Raw genomic sequence first — 17,147 nt, 5'->3', positions numbered from 1 at the left:
CAGCGCTTTGAGCCACACATTTACGATGTGGCTCTTTTTCAACACACTTACCCCCCGCCGAACAGTCCGGACGGTGGTAAAACTTTTTAATACCAAACCTAGCTGGGGGAGCCGACTGCCTTTTGCCCCCCTTGTCGTGAGTGACTGGTCATTGCGGGGCCCACGAGCCCCACTGCGGTCCCGGCTGGACGTGAGACCAAAACGTACGAACAGATTTGAGTACCATACCCCAGCAGAAAAAGCGCGCCGCTGGGCAAACCAGCGACGCGTTCTCGGTTTTTCCACTTTCGTCGCGACCTTAGGGCTGCCAGACTTCGGACTACCCCCGTTGCTTACTTCACCAAATCGCCCCTGGAATGGTCTCCACCAAGCTCTGCCTGACTAACGCCGGAAATCGATATTAGGGCCACAACGTCATCCCCGTCGTTGACGAACACCACTTCGCTAAACGACAGGCTGGTGCGACCTTTGAAGTCTAGGCCCAGCGCTTCAGTGACCTCCTCCACGGCATCCTTAGAGTACACGAAGTACCTTTTGCCATCCGTTCGGAGCTCAAACCCGTCCTCGGGATCACTGCATGTGCGGATCGCAAGGGCATTCTCGGTTATCTCCAAGTAGACCCTTTTCGGGTTCCCGATGCCCTCAATCACTTTAGAAGCTGTGGAGAACCGGTGGCCGCACCTCCCCGCACTCACGATTGACAAGACGGCAGGCTTGCGGGGACCTCCGCCCCGGCGTTGCTTGCTCTTGAGCTTCTGGAGCTTGAGGTCGGCGTAAGCGCCCTGTGTCCCGCTATTCACTGCGTTGCTTGAGTTGTTGTTCAACATCCATCTCTCCCTTAGTCTTTTTTTGTTTGCTTTTAGTGAGCCGCATGAGGTGGCACGGTGGCAGGTGGCAAAGCCCAGGGGAGACGGGGTTGGCCTCTGCGTCTTGAGTTGGCCCCGAGTGCCTCCCCCCCCAAAAGCACTGTTGCTTTCCACGGCTTAGAGGTCCAGGATCATGTTGTTATCGGGCATGTCGAAAGTCACTCTAACGCCGGCCACGTGCCTCACCCCACGCACCTTCTTGTCGTCTAGGACGAGCCCGGACCGGGCAGCAGCTGTGCGAAATAGAGCCCAAAAGCGCTGCGACTGCAGGCCTGCCCAGTCATTGAGTCCGTTGGCCACGCACCACGTAGAAAACACCTTCTGCATGTCTGCGCGGCTAATCGCGAACTTGCTGTCAGGCACCAACGCGTCGCGGCAGAAATCGAGGAACGGATTCTGGTCCTCCTGGTACGCTGCGTGGACTTCCCGTGCCGCCCTGGCCTCTGTCAACGTGTAGTCGTTGGTGGCCAGCCTGTGCAGGCCCTCCAGTGCGAAATTCAGGATACCCGGTAGCTCCGTGAGCAGCTTTTCCAGCAAGACCTTGTCGGCTTCGCATTCCCGAAAGGTCCGCCGGAAGGGGACAAACTGTATCCGTCGGAAGTACCCGTGACTGAGGTCCCTCGTGTGCGGAAGAGTGTTCATCAGCACAACCAGCCTAACGAACAGCTTTGTGCTGTGCGACCCCATGAACTTGCGCTCGATGTCCACCGCGTCGCCCCCGACGATGGACTTAAACGCCTCTGTACTAATCTCCCGACCATTCAACTCGTTCTCCGTGGAGATATTGACCATCTTGTCGGGCAAGTTCTGCATTCCGAATCTACCCTCAAGCCTCTTGAGCGGTGTATTGGACACGTTGCGCAACCCGCAGAGGTGCCGTATCACTTCCGCCAGCACGCTCTTTCCATTCGATCCCTCTCCGTAAAAGAAGAACGCCTTCTGCATTCTCACATCGCACGTAAGGAGGTACCCCATGATCTCCTGGACCAGCATTATCAGTTCCCGATCGTCGAGCATTATATCGTTCAGGAACTTGTCGAACGTCGGGCACTGGGCGTCCGCATCGTATGCGAAGCCGAGCTGTACGGTCGACAGGTGAGCTGGCGAATGGCCCATTGTCTCCCCTGTCAGTGGATTCAGCGTTAAGTTGGTCAAGTTAACGGTATCGCGACGAACATCCATTCCCGGAAATTGCGGCACTTGCAGGCTGAAGGCCTCCATAATCTCCTCGCCGAGCTTGCGGTCCCACAGGTTAGGCCAGACCTCGTGAAGCACTATACGGGCCAATTTTTTGATCTTCCTTGCTGAAATCTCACGGAAGAAACCAGCCGAATCATAGATGTAGTAGGCCCCGCCACACTCGACAATGACAGCCCGAGTAAAGAGGTACGTGACGAAGAAGTCGTGGTTGAGAATAGGCAGATTCTTTGCGTTAGGAACGAACCCCCGTTCAGTTAGCTCAAGTTCCCTGCGCACCCGAAGCGTCTCATCCACCGGATTAGACTGAGGGGCCTCGCCTCGCAAAGGGTAGCCTTGTGCACTGAGTGCCTCATAGGTAACGCGCTTTTTTGCCTTCGCAGCTTCATCGAACAGCGCACGGCTCTCTTGTTCGTGCCCCGGCCTTGCAGATGCCAATATTCCGTCAAACAGCTTTTTGCCGGCAAGCCCCATGTTCGAAAGGTTGGCCGCCAGCGAGCTTAAGTGCTCGCTGGTCAGCGCCTCTGGGTTGGATATCACCCAATTGAAGTACGGGCTGTTCTGGATCGCTTTGTCGAGAGCCCCAAAACCACGTTTGGACACTAGCTGCCCTATCGGGACGGCTTCGTCCTTAAACGCAATTTGGTCCGTCTTCACGTCCATGCGATTCATCATTGCAATTTCTCGTCAGGTGGCAAGGGGCGGGTCCCCTTCCGCGAGCAGTTCCAGACTTGCTCGACGTTGGCGTAGGTATCGCCCTCATCGCTGGTATTGTGGACGATCCGCAGCATCCCGGTCATCCCCGCAAGCTCACAGCAGTCAAACGTCTTTCCCACGGCCCGCCCAAGCATCTGCACTACGAAGCGATAGAATTGGGAAACCGAGCTCTTGGAGGCCATGAATTTGCGGTCCACGAGCAAAGTTCCCGTCGGAAGCTCCACATGAAACGTGACCACGACTTGGTGTCGGATCCCGTAACGCGTGGACTGGTTTCGGTGGATCTGCACATCCGTGTCGGAAAACAGGAAGTCACCTGCCGGCATCGAAGTCTTGTACGTGAAGTCCAATATCATGTCGCTTGAATCTCCCGTTTGTGTATCCGATTGGTCTGGTGCCGTATGAGGAACTGGTGAAGGTGACGGCGCCGTTGCGGGAGACATGGCAAGATTTGCGGCCTGTTCTCTGCCTGAGGAACTGGCCGTACTGCCGGAATTCCCGGGGTTGCTTTGAACCCCTTCGTTATTGTCAAGGGTAGAATCCATTCCCGTTGTCATGTGTCTAGTTTCCCTCCTGTTGGTTCATCAAGGTCTTAGCCGCGTGGTATACTCACTTTATCCAATGGGCCCCCGCGTTGACGTCCACCTCGATGGGCACGCCTGTGACGAGGCAGCCCATCCCCGTGGTCATACAATCTTGCAGCAACTGCTCCGCCCTCTCCACCTCTTGCTCCGGAACCTCAACTACTAACTCGTCGTGGATTGCTGCGATGAGCCTCCAGTGTCCGGGCATTCGATCGTTAAGGAGGATCAGCGATTCTTTGAAGCCTTCCGCGGCTGTCGATTGGATCGGATAGTTGAAGCGCATGATTTCCTTCAGGGCCTTTGAATCCCAATGCCTTCCGCCGAGCGACTTAACCCTCGAGGACCGAAGCATGGTGTCCTGAAACCGTAGCACGCCGGGGTACAGCTCAAAGTAGTCGTTTCTGAACCGCTCGGCCTGTTCAAGCGTAATCGACAGGCCTTCCTGGGCGCTAAGCTTGTTTCGCAGTCCGAACGCAGTCATCCCGTAGACGAGTCCGAAGTTAATGACCTTGCCAGCCTGGCGCTCTCGGTCCGTCACATCTTCCTCAGATTTTGCAAACACTTTTGCAGCGGTCTTGCGGTGCAAATCCTTCCCATCCCGAAAGCTTTGAAGCATCTCAGGGTCTCCGGACAGTTCAGCCAGCACCCGCAACTCGATCTGAGAGAAGTCGGCCGTCACAATGGACCACCCGGGCTCCGCAACACAGAACCGCTTTGCGGTCTTGGGCAACCCCTGCAGGTTCGGATTGGAGCAAGTAGACCGCCCAGTGACCGTGCCGAGCAGCCGCCAGTCTCCTCTGAGACGGCCATCCGAACCGATCCTCCTAAGCAGTTTGTCCCCGTACGCAGACAGAATCTTGAGTGCCTTCTTGTGCCGTAGCACCATCTCCACGACGGGAGAGGCATAGCCGAACTTCGCCAGCTCTTCTTGCTTAGTGCTCGACACATTCACACCGACACTGAGCAGTGCACTCTTCAACTGCACGGACGAGCCAAGATTGAGTTCCGGGCACTCGAGTTTGGCACGAATGTCCTCCTGCAATGCCTGGGCGCTGGCTACATACCTGTCCAGTTCAGACGTCCACCCCTCATAATCGAAGAGAATGCCGTCTGACTGCATCCTTATGAGAGCTGTCAGCGCCCGCGTCTCGCGCTCTGCCACAGCTTCCAGCCCCCTCTCTCTTATCCGGTCCATTAATATCGGATAGAGCCGATAGGTTGCTTCGCTGTCCGCCGTAGCGTACGCCACGTGCTGATCGGTTAGCTCGCCCAGCCAGTTTTCGGCCGACTGCAACTCCTTGTTGAGCTCGAGACCTAGGTACTGTTTCGCTAGGTCTACGAGTTTGTTGCCAGCCTTCACGTCACCGTGCAGGACCTGGGACAGGACCATCGTGTCGGCAAAGTTTCTTACCTCGAACTTCTTGCGCCGGAGCCAGTACGCGTCGAACAGCGAGTTGTGAAACACCTTGAGCACGGACGGGTCCCGTAGTATTGTCTCGACATCCCTTACGTTGCTCGTGACCCTGCTGCCGTCTGCGCCTGTCACTGCCACAAGCCTTATATCCCCTTCATCCGGCGACAGGCTCGTGGTCTCAAGGTCAACAGCGTACACTACCCGCATGGCCCACCTCCTTTGTTCAGTTTTCAATGTACGTAGGGAGTGACTTCGCTTAGCTCTATCAATCCCTTAGCCAGAGTCTAGGCGCTTTCACGATTTGAATCCCTTGGGAGAGATCCGGGTATTTCGAGTGAGGCGGACTTCTCGCATGCCACCTCCTGTGTCCCGTTATCGGTATACCGCTGGAATGACTTAGCCTGTCCCACGCCTAGAATTGTAGAGGATTTCGGGCGGTAAGCCCCTTGGGAAGAATACGTATGTTTCACGGAACGGCATGCACTCTCTCTCATGCCGTGGTCTGTCGAAGAGTAACTCTCTCCGGTTCTAGCGAGGGTTTGTCATCGTGGAGAACTCCAGCATATTGTGCTTGTCCAGCGCTTGCATGAATGTGTCGAAGTCCGAAGCGTAAAAATCTCGCTTTAGAAGGTAATCGTTCGAGAACGTATTGGGCGTGTAGAGACGGCTAAACGCATCCCAGTCCGCTTCATCAAGGGCGATTCTGTTGTGACCCTCATCGCCCCCCGACAGAAGCCCTGCAAGTGCCTGGCAGCAATAGCCCGTAAAACGTAATAACCCGTCAACTTCGATTCTCCATCTCACTTTTTCGGATTCGCTTAGGCCCGGATAGATTTCGGCGTACTGCTGTCGTTCCGACAGCAAGGGCAACTTCAGCACCAGCATGAGGTCAGAGCAGGCAGCCTCTTGCGTTCCATTGCCGAACTCGTTCGACTCGTGGAGTGCCTTCAACACGCTCTTCATCGCTTGAAAACCTAGCCGTTTCTCCAACTTGTAATAACTAATGTTTTTATGCGCTTCACTAGAGCGCTCTATACCATCGGCGAGCACATCGACAAAGGCACGGTACTCTTTGAAGTTCATTTTCCGCAAATAACCTTTCTCGCTTACCAGCCGTTTATATGTGGTCTCGATAGCCTTGTCAAATCCTCCGTCCTTTATTCCGTCCAGTATCGAGAACTCGTCCTTCTGATATGGGAAAAGGCTATTGCCCTGATAGCGCCCAGTATTCCCCTTAAGCTCCTTGTCCTGCGCACTTTTAGCTGCCCTGTACGCTGCTTCCTGCTGTTGTCGCAGGCGCAGGCGGACTTTCTGTTCGAGATTTAGTGAATTAAAGTGGTCCAGCGTCCGCTCGTAATATCTGACCCAGTCTGCTTCTTCAAATTCGTCAGCAAGCTTGTTCTTGGGGCGGGCCTGCTTCGCATACTCGTAAATGCTTATCTTGTCCGAGTCTTGGCGAGCTTGTTCTCGTTCAACTACCAACCAGAACAGCGCAAATCGTTTGACGGCTTCTAACCCAATGTGGAACTCGTCCCCAACGAGGCTATCCGCCAATTCATCCACGACCACGTCCACAACCTGTGAAATCACCGGAATCCCACCTCACACGGAGACACATAATCTTTGCCACAACCTATCGTACGTCTCCCGACTTTATCAGGGCAAATTCAATCGCGCAAGTCCTTTGCACCCCCTCTCTTGGTTCCTGGGGGAAGAACGTGAGGGAGGGGCAGAGGGGCTGGGGGCAGAGCCTTCTGAACTTTGCCGTGCACACGGAACCCGCACTACCGGTCGGTGTGCGGGGACGGCTCCGCAGCGCCTTCTGACGGAGGTGGTTTTTCAAACCGTCTGCCCCCTGCCCCCTCTGCCCCCATTCCCCCCAAAATCCTCTGAAGTTCCTTCTGGTCTTTGCTGGGAACTGCGCCGTCGCAAGTTTCAGACATACATTATTTACCAGATTATGTGCATTCAGCATCTACAAAGGAGGTCTACAATGACTCAGGCTGTCATCGAGATTGTCATCGCGGTACTGACCATCATTCTTCACGCGATGGGCAAGGGCACTCGTCCTCAGAGCTAGTTAACTTGATGAGCTCCCACCAACACGAGGCCGTCTCCGTAGCGCCAAGCTCGACGACTCCTCGCAGGTCCAACTGCTGACATCTCCTCACTCCGTTTACGAAACAACTCATTGACGTGACGTCTACGCGGATGACACGTACTCATGACGTTGGGGAGATGTTTCACGTGGAGGACTCACCGCAGCACAACGCTCATCCTTACCAGCAGTCGACAGAAAGGCAAGTACGTGCCCGCAAGGTGACGCCTGGCGCGGGCCGGGGAAAAAGCCCTTCGACGGAGCCTAGCGCTTCGATGGACAGGGAAGGAAACGCTCAGCAAACAAGACCACCTGGTACCGTCCGCCCAATCGCGTCGCAGGGCCCTGCCGTAGCCGCCTCCACAGTCTCCGCCGCTCCGGCACAATCTGCAGACAGACCGACCACCAAGCGTCGCCTGCGGTTTGAAGAGCGCTACGACCGTGTGACGCTCTATCTGGAGAAACCGGTCAATGAAAGGTTGCGAGAGCTGCATGCGTCGGGCGAAGTACACAGTCTGACCCACGTTCACAATGCGGCACTCAAGAACTACCTCGACAAGAACTTCGGCAAGTGACCCGTTCCCCAGGCTCCAGTGAACCCAACACCTCAATCGAGGTGTTGGGTTCTTGCTTTTCATTCAAAGGAGGTATCTGCACATGGCCGAATTCATGGGATTCCTGTTCTTGCTTGTACTCATCGGCTTGTTTGCGCTGTTCGCGGTTCCGGTCGGTCTGCTGTTTATTTGGGCCGTACGCAAGACAACCGCACCGCGGCGCCCGTCTACGTGGCGCGAGCGGGCGGCGCAACCCTCACGGAGGATTCCCCGGTGATCCGCATCCGATGCCGGGCCGACCTCGGCAAATTGTACTCGTCCGCCTCCCCGCGTGCGCTTGTGGAAGCTGTAGAGGTCCGATTCGAGGAACTCCGTGAGGCTCTGCACGTGTCCGGGGCCGACCAAGAGTTCTTTCTTGACGGCGGGGACCTCGTTGTTCTGGAACCGGCCGACGAGGAATCCGACGTCCTGCGCTACCTGGCCGAGGGCTTTCCCGAGTGGGGAGAGCTTGACCGAACGTCCGACCCGCCCCTGCTCCGGTTCGTCGTCATGTTCGACAACGACAACCTGGACACCGTCTTCACGCTAGCAGGCGCCCACCCCGCAGTGGACGGGTGGATCACGCCCTACCTCGAATCGTAAGAGAAGCGACAGGAAAGGACGAAGCCAATGATGGACAACCAAGCCTTGAGGAATGTGCCGTATTGGGAGACAAGAGGGAGACAAGAGCAAGAGCGACGAAGTGACGCTGCGAGGTCCGCCAAGCGGGTCGACTTCGTGAGCCTGAAAATGATCAAGGAATCGAGTCTCCTCTACGCAAGGCGCCAGGTCCGGTGTGCGGAGGATGCCGTCTCCCTGGCGGCCCAGTTCCTGGAGGACTGTGACCGTGAACAATTCGTTGTCATCGCGCTGGACACCAAGCACCAGCCTACCCGAATCCAGGTGGTATCCGTCGGCTCACTCGACGCGACGATTGTTCACCCGAGGGAAGTTTTTAAGATAGCGGTATTGGCGAACTCGTCGGCCATAGTGTGCCTGCACTGTCATCCGTCGGGAATTCCAGCGCACTCCCCCGAAGATGCCGCAGTGACGAAGCGCCTGTGCGAGTCAGGCAAAATCCTCGGGATCGATGTCTTGGACCACATCATCATCGGCGATCAGGGGCGGTTCGAATCTCTGAAGGCAAAGGGACTGGTGTAGGCCATGTCATGTGTCCGAAAGATGTTTGATCCGCCAAGGTACGCCACGCGCGGGGTCATGGGGACATTGCCGCAGGATGTCCAGTTTACGCTCTGGGCAATGGTAGACTTGCTTTGTCTCCAGTCAGGCGTAAAGCCGGACTACCTCCAGGTGTTCGAGTTGTCTCCATTCATGGATCGTGCGAGCGAACTGAACCAAGCCATCCGTCAGAGCCAGGAGCAACCATGCTACGTCGCCACGAACTTGATGCGGGTGTCCGCTCCGGTCGCCGTGAAGGTTTTCATCATTGACGACGGCGAGCACGCCACAATGATGCTCGCCTCCGAGTACTAGTCCCACGTGCACGCCTCACGCCCCTATGTGTCCGAAACGTCTACATAACGTCGCTAGACAGTTTACGTCAAGGAGACATCTGCACAACACGAGTCCGCTCTCATACCGACCGCGCCATCGCGTCCGGTGCACCGCGTGAGTCTCGTACGTGGACGCCCGCGTTGTTCACAGCACTGACACAAAGTCGTCCGCCAGTGGAGATCGAACGCAGCCGACTTTGCTCAGTCTAACCTCTTCCTGAATCCGCGGATGTATGGAAGCAATTTACTTTCCTCGCAGCCGTGTATCAGATAGACTGGGCCAACGCACGTGAATGTGAGGGGGGATTGGGGAGATGGATTCGAGCCTTGGAAGTGTGCTTTCCAAGCGAGAAGCAGTCAAGGAAGCACATTACTCACAGTTCATCGAACTGCTGGCGAATATGGCGGAGTCGGCCGTCAGAGCCCGACGGTACGTGGTCGTGAAGAAGCCAGCGATTGACCCGCTAAGTTGGATAGAGCGCCAGATGCTTTTGGAAGAGCGTCGGTGCATGGATGACGAGCTAACGGCTGAACTGCTCGGCACGCGTCGCTACAGGAGAATCGCATAGAGAGGGGATAGTGAATGGTGGAGCCGCGGCAAGGCGTCGCTCTGTACGTACGCGTTAGCACCGAGGAACAGGCGGAGTACGGCTATAGTATTGATGCCCAACTGGACACATTGCGCACGTTCTGCAAACTCCATGGTAAGACTATCACAGATGAGTATGTAGAGCGCGGTGTCTCTGGCACCACGATTGAGGGGCGCCCGGAACTGTTGCGGATGCTGCACGATGCGGAGCGCGGAAACTTCAGCGAGCTGTTGGTGTGGCGCATCAACCGACTGTCCCGCAAGCAACTGGACCTCATGCAGATCATGAAGCAGTTGGAGCAGCTGGGCGTCGGGTTCGAGAGCTTCACCGAGAAGTTTGACACGAGCTCCCCGATGGGGAAGTTCGCGTTGCAGATGATGGGCGCCGTCGGAGAGTTGGAGCGCAACACGATTGTCGAGAACGTCAAGAGTGGCATGAAGCAGCGGGCGCGCCGGGGCCAGTGGAATGGAGGCATTGTTCTTGGGTACGAAACGACGCAACTCAAGGCCAGCGGCAACAGACGCGAACGTGTCACCACTCTAGAGGTTGTGCCCGAGGAAGCCGCTATCGTTCGCCGCATCTTCGAAATGTACGGCACGTCCGGCCTCGGTCTGAAGGCGATCGCGAACCGGCTCAACCACGAAGGACACAGAACCAAGAAGGGAAATCCGTTCAGCGTGTATGGCGTCAGCGAGATTCTGCGAAACCCCCTCTACGTGGGGAAGATCCGCTACAACGTGCGCGAGAATTGGGCGGAAAAACGTAGAAAGGGCATCAACAAACACCCAATCATCGCGGACGGCGAGCACCAGCCCATCGTATCGCAGGAACTGTGGGACCAGGTGCAGGCTCTGTACGACAAGAAGAGCGGCCGACCGCCGCGCGTGTTCCAGGGCTCCTTCCCGCTCACCGGCCTGCTCCGCTGCCCGCAGTGCGGCAGCGGCATGGTCGCGCATCGAGTCAAGGATACGCTGAAGGACGGGGCGGTCGTGTACCGGCGCTCGTACGTCTGCGGCGCGTTCCGCAACAAGGGGTCCGCGGTCTGCAAGTCGAACGGCGTTCGCGCAGACGAAGCCGAACAGGCCGTTTTCGACCGCCTGAAGGAGGCCGTCGTCAGGCCGAACGTGCTGCGCGACGTCGTGGACCGCGTCAACGCGCGCCGCTCCGCATCGTCGAAGCCGCTGGCGTCAGAACTGAAGTCAGTCGAGAAGGAACTCGAGCAACTCAACGGCCGCAAGGAGCGATGGTACCGCCTGTACGAGGAAGACGGAATGGAACGCGACATGCTGGTGGGACGCCTCAACGAGCTGAAGGCGCAGGGCGAGCGGCTCGAGGCGCGCCGGTCAGAACTCCGCGCGGAGCTCGCAACCCAGAACGATGCCCCGCCGGTGCCGCGGGCCGTGGTCAAGGCCACGCTGACCCATTTCCACCGGCTGCTGCAGAACGCTCCGCCAGAGCAGCAGAAGGCGCTGCTGCACCTGCTCGTCAAGCGAATAGAGGTGAAAGGCCGGTCCGTCGGGGCGATTGAGCTCACGCTGGACGAACGCCTGCAAGAGACTTTTTGAGAGGCCCTTCCGGTTCGCAGCCGGAAGGGCCTTTTTCTGCGGACGGCGTGTTTCCGCTCACCATCACGCTGTGAGCGGTGCACGTCGCGCCATTCGATACCTACGGAGGGATACCCATGTCATTCAACTTCGCGAATCCGCTGGACGAGGTCCGTTTCACCGACCTGAACGAGGCGCTGGCCTTCCTGGACGCGAACCCGACCGCCGACACTACCGCGTCGACTGACGAGATCAAGATGCCGAGCCTAGCCGAGATTCGGTTCCCCGACGGCTCCACCCACGCCATGACGAAGTCCGCCTTCGTGCAGTTGTTGCACTTCCTGCACCTCAACTGGGAGGACGTGAAAGACGTCGAGCCGAGGGACGTGCACGCCGACGTCAAGCGCAGGCTGAAGGCTGCATCCCGGCAGCTCGCATTCCGCACGCGGGGCAGCGCGATTCACGCGGTGCTGAGCGCCGGCTACACGCCGGTCACGAACTCGGATTTGCTCCAGGGCGCCATCAGTTCGTTCGACCTGTCGAACGCCTCCGTCACGCTCTACCGGGGGCGGATGCGTCTCACCGGCGTTTCGGAGTCGTTGACGTTTCAGCCACAGGTCGGCGACATCATTTCGGGCGGATGGGAACTCGTGAACGACGACCTCGGCAAGGCGGTGCTGAACGTGAACACATTCCTGTTGCGGCTCGTGTGCTCAAACGGGGCCGTTGTGCGGAGCGGCGGGACCAAGGAGAGGATTGTCCACCGCGGCTGGGATCGAGGCGGGCTACTCACCCACGTACGCGATCTCGGGTCACAGGCGGTCGCGCGCATGGATGGCGTCGGTGCGGCACTGCAGCGTGCCACGGAAACGCAGATCGGCCGAGATGGCCTGCTTAGGCTGTCGCAGATGGCGGCGTCGCCGTTGGGCCGCAAGGGACTGCAGGAGATGACCGGGTCGGTCAGTGCCGACTCGTCCGTGTACGACGTGTACAACCACCTGACTTTCGTGTCGCAACAACGGCCTCTTGGGCCGAGGCGCCAGTTGGAGATGGTCGCGGGCAGTCTGCTTGCCGGAATGAAGTGACCTGATACTTGGCGAACGGTGCGCCAGTTCCCGAATCGAGGGCTAACCTCATTCCGAACAAGAATACTCTAGCGACATATGTAGCGCCGTAAGGTAGATTGGTGTAAAGATTACTCGACCCTGTATCCTAAGAACATGTAACAATTCCCGCTTCATCTTGCAAGCGGGAATTGTTACAATACAGGTGTCTGCTTTTGCGTGCCAAGACTTTGCTTATGCCCAAGCATTGTTTTGGCTGTTTGCTTTTTCGACCATGATGTGCCCTGCTATTCCCATCAGCGTTCCAAGTAGCGCAGTTGGATTGTTGTCCTTGATCGCTGTGTATAGGGACAGCGCACCGACGGCACCACTCAACAAATGTCCCAAAAACCTTTCACTCTGCTTGTCCACCTAGTTCGTCCTCCTTTCTCCCGGTATAGAGAGCGAACCATGCTACACCAAGTATTGCTGCAAGTACAAACAACAAACTGAGGTTCGGTAGAGTCTTGCCGGATTCCAAATTTGAAATCGTTCTTCGCGTCACCCCAGCTTTCTCTGCCAATTCAATCTGCGTCATTTTGGCTTCTAAACGGGCTTCGCGCAACTTCGGAATTGGCCTCTCTACTTCATCCTGCATGGCTTGTCCCCCCTGCTTCCGTAAGTATATCATAAATTCAGTTACTATGGGAAGTTGATTTCCCATTGAAATCATGCTGTCTATACCAAGCGGATGAGGAATTTACGTATCAGACTTAATTCACTCCACACGTCTGATCCAAGTGGTCATTGGCAAGCCTAACAGTTTCCTCGTTGTGTACGTTTGTACGGATTCTGGAGTTGTCAAGAATGTACTGAATTTCTGTGTCGGTTTGACCTCCCCTGCGGGGCAAGAAAAACTACGGAGGAATGTCACTCCAATCTAGACGAAGGTAAACTTTCAAATCAGTTTTCGAAATTCACTCATCAGAAATGTGTATGACATGCCACGAGGATAATGAGCTAGGGGATGATGGTACTTAACCACTCGACAGGACATCCTATTCCAAGACGAAAAACGTAGGCCTCCATCTGTGGACCCATCCACGAACTTTTCATGCTGTTGCTGAAGCGACGACCTCACTGAGTCGTACACAACGTTGCCACAGCAAAGCACTAGCGTTGGCCCCACTATCTCTATTTGCCTCACCAACAGGTCTGCGTGTTTTGTGGCAAATTCAAGGACGCGATAATCATTTGCTTTGGGTCCACCCGGAATTTTTTTAACGTTCGCGAAATAGACGCCCTTAAAGAAATCCACGGACTGTTCGCGAACCCTAGTCCAGTTCTCCTCAACCTCTGTGTACGCGGGGTACCCATGAAGCAATCCATAGACCCATCTAATCAGGGTCGGCCATGTTGTGCTCTCTAACAGGTATTGCCCGTTCCGAATAAAGTCCTGGTATTTCCAACTTTCATTGGAATTCGCCTCTTTGAGTAGGACCATGACCCTCGGACTGACAAGTTCCCAGGCATCCTCATCTACCAGTCCATCCTCTACGAAGTTGACTTCTTTAGGAAGTCGGTTTTTCCATTCAACAAACAGTTGTTCAAGTTGGACCTGCCTTTCAGTGATACTGACCACCCCATCACCTCATAGTTGCGCGTCCTGAGCATCTTACCTTAGCTTTTCGCCGTCCGGTTTCAGAATACTACCTCTTCATATTAGTTTCGAATTTTGCTATAGTTTTTATTGATGGGTGAAATTTTATTTGTAAAGTCAGGTTTTCGTCTACCATACACCGGTCAGAGGGCGTGATCCGATGGAGAAAGTGATTGAAGTCAATGGGGCAGAGTATAAGATACAAGTTGATCGACCTTCAAATGACACTTATGAAGTAACAGTCTTAAAAAATCTTGGAGGCTCAGTGAGGCGCATTGTTGACAACCAGACGATTAGAGTTGCGGACGAAGATACCATTGAAGACGCACTGCATGTGGCGATTGTTGTTCTCTGCGATAAACTGGCGCTCAGAGACATTTGAAGAATTTACATTGGTCGCCGTTTCAACGAGAGTCCAATTTCCATTACACTCCAAAACCGGAGCAAGGTGCGCCCTGCCGCAACACAAAGACGCCCCGTTTTGCCCTCCACTCGAGGTCAGCAAAAACTGGGCGTCCTCCTTCTCCACGGGTCCCACGCCACGGCAGGCAAGACGCCAAAAAACTTGTCGTCATTTGTGGTAGGGTTCACCGCGCAAGATTCTCTCGCCGCGATATAGTTGTTCAAGTAGCATGATGCGTGCGAGTTCGTGGGGGAATGTTGCAGGACCAAAACTCCATTTGCTCACCGACCGCTGCAACAGCTCTGGCGCCAAGCCGTGTGAGCCGCCAACGAAGAAGACGAGGCGACCAAAGCCCTCGCCCATCAGTCGCTCGTACTCTGCTGCCCACGCTTCCGAGCTGTAGGCGCGGCCGGTGCGGTCAAGTGCAATGACACCGTCTCTATCACGCAGCACCCCCGCCAGCCGTGTAGCCTCAGCCTGCACGGCGACTTCTATCTCAGCGTCGGAAGGTTTGGCCGGGAGAGGTGCGTGATCGACTTCGACGATGTCCAGCCGCATATACGCAGAGAGGCGCTTGACGTACTCCGCCTGCGCCTCTCGCCAAAACTTCTCTTTCAGTTTCCCAACGGTTGCAACCACAACCTGCACAATGCCTCAGTCCCCAAATGTGCTTGGTGTTTCGAACGGATCCGTCGACTCCTGCGTGGACGACGGAGACGCGCCTGCATCGTTTGCTGTCTCCATTTTGCTGATCACGGTCTGTACCGTGAGTTCTCGTCCCCCGCGGTAGACTCGCAGCGCGGCGTGATCACCTGGGCGAAGTTGGAACAGGTACGTCCGTAAGTCGGCCATCGACTTGACCGTATGCTTGTTAATCCCGACAATCACGTCCTGCGGTTGGAGCCCGGCTTTCCTGACCGACCCCGCGGTCACGCTCTGTACGTACACACCATAATCGATCGGCACGTCTGGCCACAACTGCTCGGGCAGGGTAGCGAGGGAGTACCCCGTAATGCCGAGTGAAGGGTGCACAGCGTGTCCTGTCTGCATGATCTGTTCGGCTATAGCGCGAACTTCGTTCGACGGGATGGAAAAGCCCATCCCTTCCACCATCTGGGCCGCAATCTTGCTGCTGTTAATGCCGATCACCTGGCCTTTGATGTTAAGCAGCGGCCCGCCGCTGTTGCCTGGGTTAATGGCGGCGTCGGTCTGAATCACCGCCTGGTAATCGAGAACCATGTTCTGGTTCTGCGGGTCTTCTACCGGCATGATGCGGTTTTTTGCGCTCACGATACCAGCCGTTACGGTATCGGTAAAGTCGAGGCCCATCGGAGTGCCGATGGCGATTGCCTGTTCACCGACTTCAATGGCATCTGAGTTGGCAAACGGCGCGGGCTGGATGTTCTTCACATCTGCGGCGGCAACGCGCAACACCGCGAGGTCTGTGTACGGGTCGGTCCCAACTACGGATGCGTGGATGTGCTTGCCGGAGGCCAGCACGAGTTCGACTTTGCTCGCACCCTCCACGACGTGGTTGTTCGTCACCACGAAGCCGTTGCGACCATTCTTCCAGAACAGCACACCTGTCCCTACACCAGCAGGTTGAAGCTTCGTACGCTGTGTAAAGAAGTCCGAAACGGACGCGTAGTTGACCACACCGAACACGGCTGGACTAACCTGCCGGACAGCTTGGACTATCCCGTCGCTCCCTCGCAGCCGCAGACTAGCCACAGGCAGTGTGCTTTGCGCCGACAAAGCCCCCTGACCAAACGTCCCCGTCGATGCAAAGGCGGTCGTGCCGTGGCGCGACAGTGCTGGCATCGTCGCGAGCGTTACACCGGAACCAGCCAGTGCGGAGAAGACCGCTACGGCGACCAGGTGCATGGAAGGACGCGTGCGGAATCTCCCTTGCCTCGAAATTTCACGTTTTTTACGTTCACGATAAAAGCCCATTGGGCGTCAACTCCTTCCCATGAAAACCAGACATAGTGTTTCCCAAAACTTCGTCTGCATACATGGGAAGGCGGTGGCAGGCATGAAACAGGCTCATTTGCGCCAGGGCGACAATTGCTCGCTATCGCCTTGAAGCAGAGCTGACACCCGGCGGTTAGACGCTGGCCAAGTTGCGAAAAGCAGTTGCGGCGGCGCGGCTGGTGCGGTGGAGCGAGACTTGTTCGAGATACATCTCGCGAATCTCGCGAAGTACCGAGGAGACAGTCAGTTCTGCGAGGTCGGGCTGGTTGTTCTCTTCGCTGAGATGCGCCAGGTAGACATCCACTTCGTCGTTTCCCAGTAAATCTGCGAGCGCGATTGCGGAATCAGTATTGGATAAATGTCCCTTGTCACTGAGAATGCGGCGTTTGACACTCCACGGGTAACGCCCTGCTCGCAACATATCGACGTCATGGTTCGCTTCCAGCACATAACTCTGACACCCAGCGATGACCGACTTAATGTGGTCAGTCATGTAGCCGAGATCGGTGACAACTGCAAGCGACTGCCCGTCGCAGTCAAAACGGTAAGCGACTGGTTCCTCCGCGTCGTGGGAGACAGTGAACGGTGTGACGGTAATGTCGCCAATCACAATCTGGGTGTCCGCGACAACACGGTTCCAGCGCCGTGTCGCCGTTTCGTCGCGAAACTCGTCCACAATCTGCGACCATGTGCCTTCGGTCGCGTAAATGGGCGCGGTTTGAGCCTGTTTCGCGATTTGCCGAACCCCGCGGACGTGGTCAATGTGCTCATGTGTGAGCAGTACGGCGTCTAGGTCAGGGATGCTGCGACCTGCCGCCTCTTGCAGGCGTAAGCCAATCTGCTTACCGCTGATGCCAGCGTCAAGGAGGACTTTTGTTACGTCAGACTCTATGTAGACCGCATTACCGCTGCTACCGCTCGCCAGAACGCTAAAACGCAAAAGTGACACC

Annotated in this window: 20 protein-coding genes; 9 read left to right on the top strand and 11 right to left on the bottom strand. The window is 56.3% G+C overall.

Annotated elements, in window-relative coordinates:
• Positions 1–332 precede the first annotated feature (332 nt).
• The 5 genes from JC200_RS11435 to JC200_RS11415 form a co-directional block, all read right to left on the bottom strand.
• Positions 333–824: a hypothetical protein gene (locus JC200_RS11435; RefSeq protein WP_274436376.1), complete on the bottom strand. Its 492-nt coding sequence runs from the start codon at positions 822–824 to the stop codon at positions 333–335.
• Positions 825–983: 159 nt separating this feature from the next.
• Positions 984–2,738 carry a DNA primase family protein gene (locus JC200_RS11430; RefSeq protein ID WP_274436375.1) on the bottom strand — a complete coding sequence of 585 codons (1,755 nt, stop codon included), beginning with the start codon at positions 2,736–2,738 and terminating at the stop codon, positions 984–986.
• The gene (locus tag JC200_RS11425; RefSeq protein WP_274436374.1) at positions 2,735–3,337 is read right to left on the bottom strand and encodes a hypothetical protein; all 603 of its coding nucleotides are present in this window, start codon (positions 3,335–3,337) and stop codon (positions 2,735–2,737) included. Before JC200_RS11425 ends, JC200_RS11430 begins: the two co-directional genes overlap by 4 nt.
• A gap of 52 nt (positions 3,338–3,389) precedes the next feature.
• A complete protein-coding gene (locus tag JC200_RS11420; RefSeq protein WP_274436373.1) occupies positions 3,390–4,985 on the bottom strand; it encodes a DNA polymerase in 1,596 nt (531 codons plus the stop codon).
• 321 nt (positions 4,986–5,306) lie between these two features.
• Positions 5,307–6,368, bottom strand: a complete 1,062-nt coding sequence (locus tag JC200_RS11415; protein ID WP_274436372.1) for a hypothetical protein — start codon at positions 6,366–6,368, stop codon at positions 5,307–5,309.
• A gap of 657 nt (positions 6,369–7,025) precedes the next feature.
• Between JC200_RS11415 and JC200_RS11410 the strand changes: the two genes are divergently transcribed.
• The 8 genes from JC200_RS11410 (at position 7,026) to JC200_RS11375 (ending at position 12,202) form a co-directional block, all read left to right on the top strand.
• Positions 7,026–7,451 carry a hypothetical protein gene (locus tag JC200_RS11410; RefSeq protein ID WP_274436371.1) on the top strand — a complete coding sequence of 142 codons (426 nt, stop codon included), beginning with the start codon at positions 7,026–7,028 and terminating at the stop codon, positions 7,449–7,451.
• Between the two features lie 82 nt (positions 7,452–7,533).
• Positions 7,534–7,707 carry a hypothetical protein gene (locus tag JC200_RS11405; protein ID WP_274436370.1) on the top strand — a complete coding sequence of 58 codons (174 nt, stop codon included), beginning with the start codon at positions 7,534–7,536 and terminating at the stop codon, positions 7,705–7,707.
• Complete coding sequence (locus tag JC200_RS11400; protein WP_274436369.1) at positions 7,704–8,072, top strand: hypothetical protein; 369 nt, start codon at positions 7,704–7,706, stop codon at positions 8,070–8,072. Before JC200_RS11405 ends, JC200_RS11400 begins: the two co-directional genes overlap by 4 nt.
• 27 nt (positions 8,073–8,099) lie before the next feature.
• Positions 8,100–8,630, top strand: coding sequence for a JAB domain-containing protein (locus JC200_RS11395; protein ID WP_274436368.1), 531 nt, complete (start codon positions 8,100–8,102; stop codon positions 8,628–8,630).
• A 21-nt stretch (positions 8,631–8,651) separates the two neighbouring features.
• Entirely contained in the window at positions 8,652–8,963 is a 312-nt protein-coding gene (locus JC200_RS11390) for a DUF960 family protein (RefSeq protein ID WP_274436367.1), read from the top strand.
• Between the two features lie 334 nt (positions 8,964–9,297).
• Positions 9,298–9,552 carry a hypothetical protein gene (locus JC200_RS11385; protein WP_274436366.1) on the top strand — a complete coding sequence of 85 codons (255 nt, stop codon included), beginning with the start codon at positions 9,298–9,300 and terminating at the stop codon, positions 9,550–9,552.
• A gap of 14 nt (positions 9,553–9,566) precedes the next feature.
• Complete coding sequence (locus tag JC200_RS11380; protein WP_274436365.1) at positions 9,567–11,138, top strand: recombinase family protein; 1,572 nt, start codon at positions 9,567–9,569, stop codon at positions 11,136–11,138.
• Between the two features lie 116 nt (positions 11,139–11,254).
• A complete protein-coding gene (locus JC200_RS11375) occupies positions 11,255–12,202 on the top strand; it encodes a hypothetical protein (protein ID WP_274436364.1) in 948 nt (315 codons plus the stop codon).
• Positions 12,203–12,415: 213 nt separating this feature from the next.
• Here the strand turns inward: JC200_RS11375 and JC200_RS11370 are convergent, their stop codons facing one another.
• From JC200_RS11370 to JC200_RS11360, 3 genes are all read right to left on the bottom strand, one after another.
• Positions 12,416–12,592 (bottom strand): hypothetical protein, encoded by a 177-nt coding sequence (locus JC200_RS11370; RefSeq protein WP_274436363.1) that lies wholly within the window; start codon positions 12,590–12,592, stop codon positions 12,416–12,418.
• Positions 12,576–12,818: a helix-turn-helix transcriptional regulator gene (locus JC200_RS11365; protein ID WP_274436362.1), complete on the bottom strand. Its 243-nt coding sequence runs from the start codon at positions 12,816–12,818 to the stop codon at positions 12,576–12,578. Before JC200_RS11365 ends, JC200_RS11370 begins: the two co-directional genes overlap by 17 nt.
• A 300-nt stretch (positions 12,819–13,118) precedes the next feature.
• Positions 13,119–13,802, bottom strand: coding sequence for a hypothetical protein (locus JC200_RS11360; RefSeq protein WP_274436361.1), 684 nt, complete (start codon positions 13,800–13,802; stop codon positions 13,119–13,121).
• A gap of 178 nt (positions 13,803–13,980) precedes the next feature.
• On the opposite strand from JC200_RS11360, the gene JC200_RS11355 reads away from it, so the two are divergent.
• Entirely contained in the window at positions 13,981–14,202 is a 222-nt protein-coding gene (locus JC200_RS11355) for a hypothetical protein (protein ID WP_274436360.1), read from the top strand.
• 189 nt (positions 14,203–14,391) lie between these two features.
• Here JC200_RS11355 and JC200_RS11350 read toward each other — a convergent pair whose 3' ends face one another.
• The 3 genes from JC200_RS11350 to JC200_RS11340 form a co-directional block, all read right to left on the bottom strand.
• On the bottom strand, positions 14,392–14,871 hold the full coding sequence (locus tag JC200_RS11350; protein ID WP_274436359.1) for a 23S rRNA (pseudouridine(1915)-N(3))-methyltransferase RlmH: 480 nt from the start codon (positions 14,869–14,871) through the stop codon (positions 14,392–14,394).
• A gap of 6 nt (positions 14,872–14,877) precedes the next feature.
• On the bottom strand, positions 14,878–16,176 hold the full coding sequence (locus JC200_RS11345) for a S1C family serine protease (RefSeq protein WP_274436358.1): 1,299 nt from the start codon (positions 16,174–16,176) through the stop codon (positions 14,878–14,880).
• A 154-nt stretch (positions 16,177–16,330) separates the two neighbouring features.
• Entirely contained in the window at positions 16,331–17,137 is an 807-nt protein-coding gene (locus JC200_RS11340) for an MBL fold metallo-hydrolase (RefSeq protein ID WP_274436357.1), read from the bottom strand.
• Between the last annotated feature and the right edge of the window lie 10 nt (positions 17,138–17,147).

The sequence above is a fragment of the Alicyclobacillus sp. ALC3 genome (assembly GCF_028751195.1).
Lineage (GTDB): Bacteria > Bacillota > Bacilli > Alicyclobacillales > Alicyclobacillaceae > Alicyclobacillus_L.
Note: the sequence above shows the minus strand (reverse complement) of the source record. Positions and strands in the feature narration are given on the sequence as shown.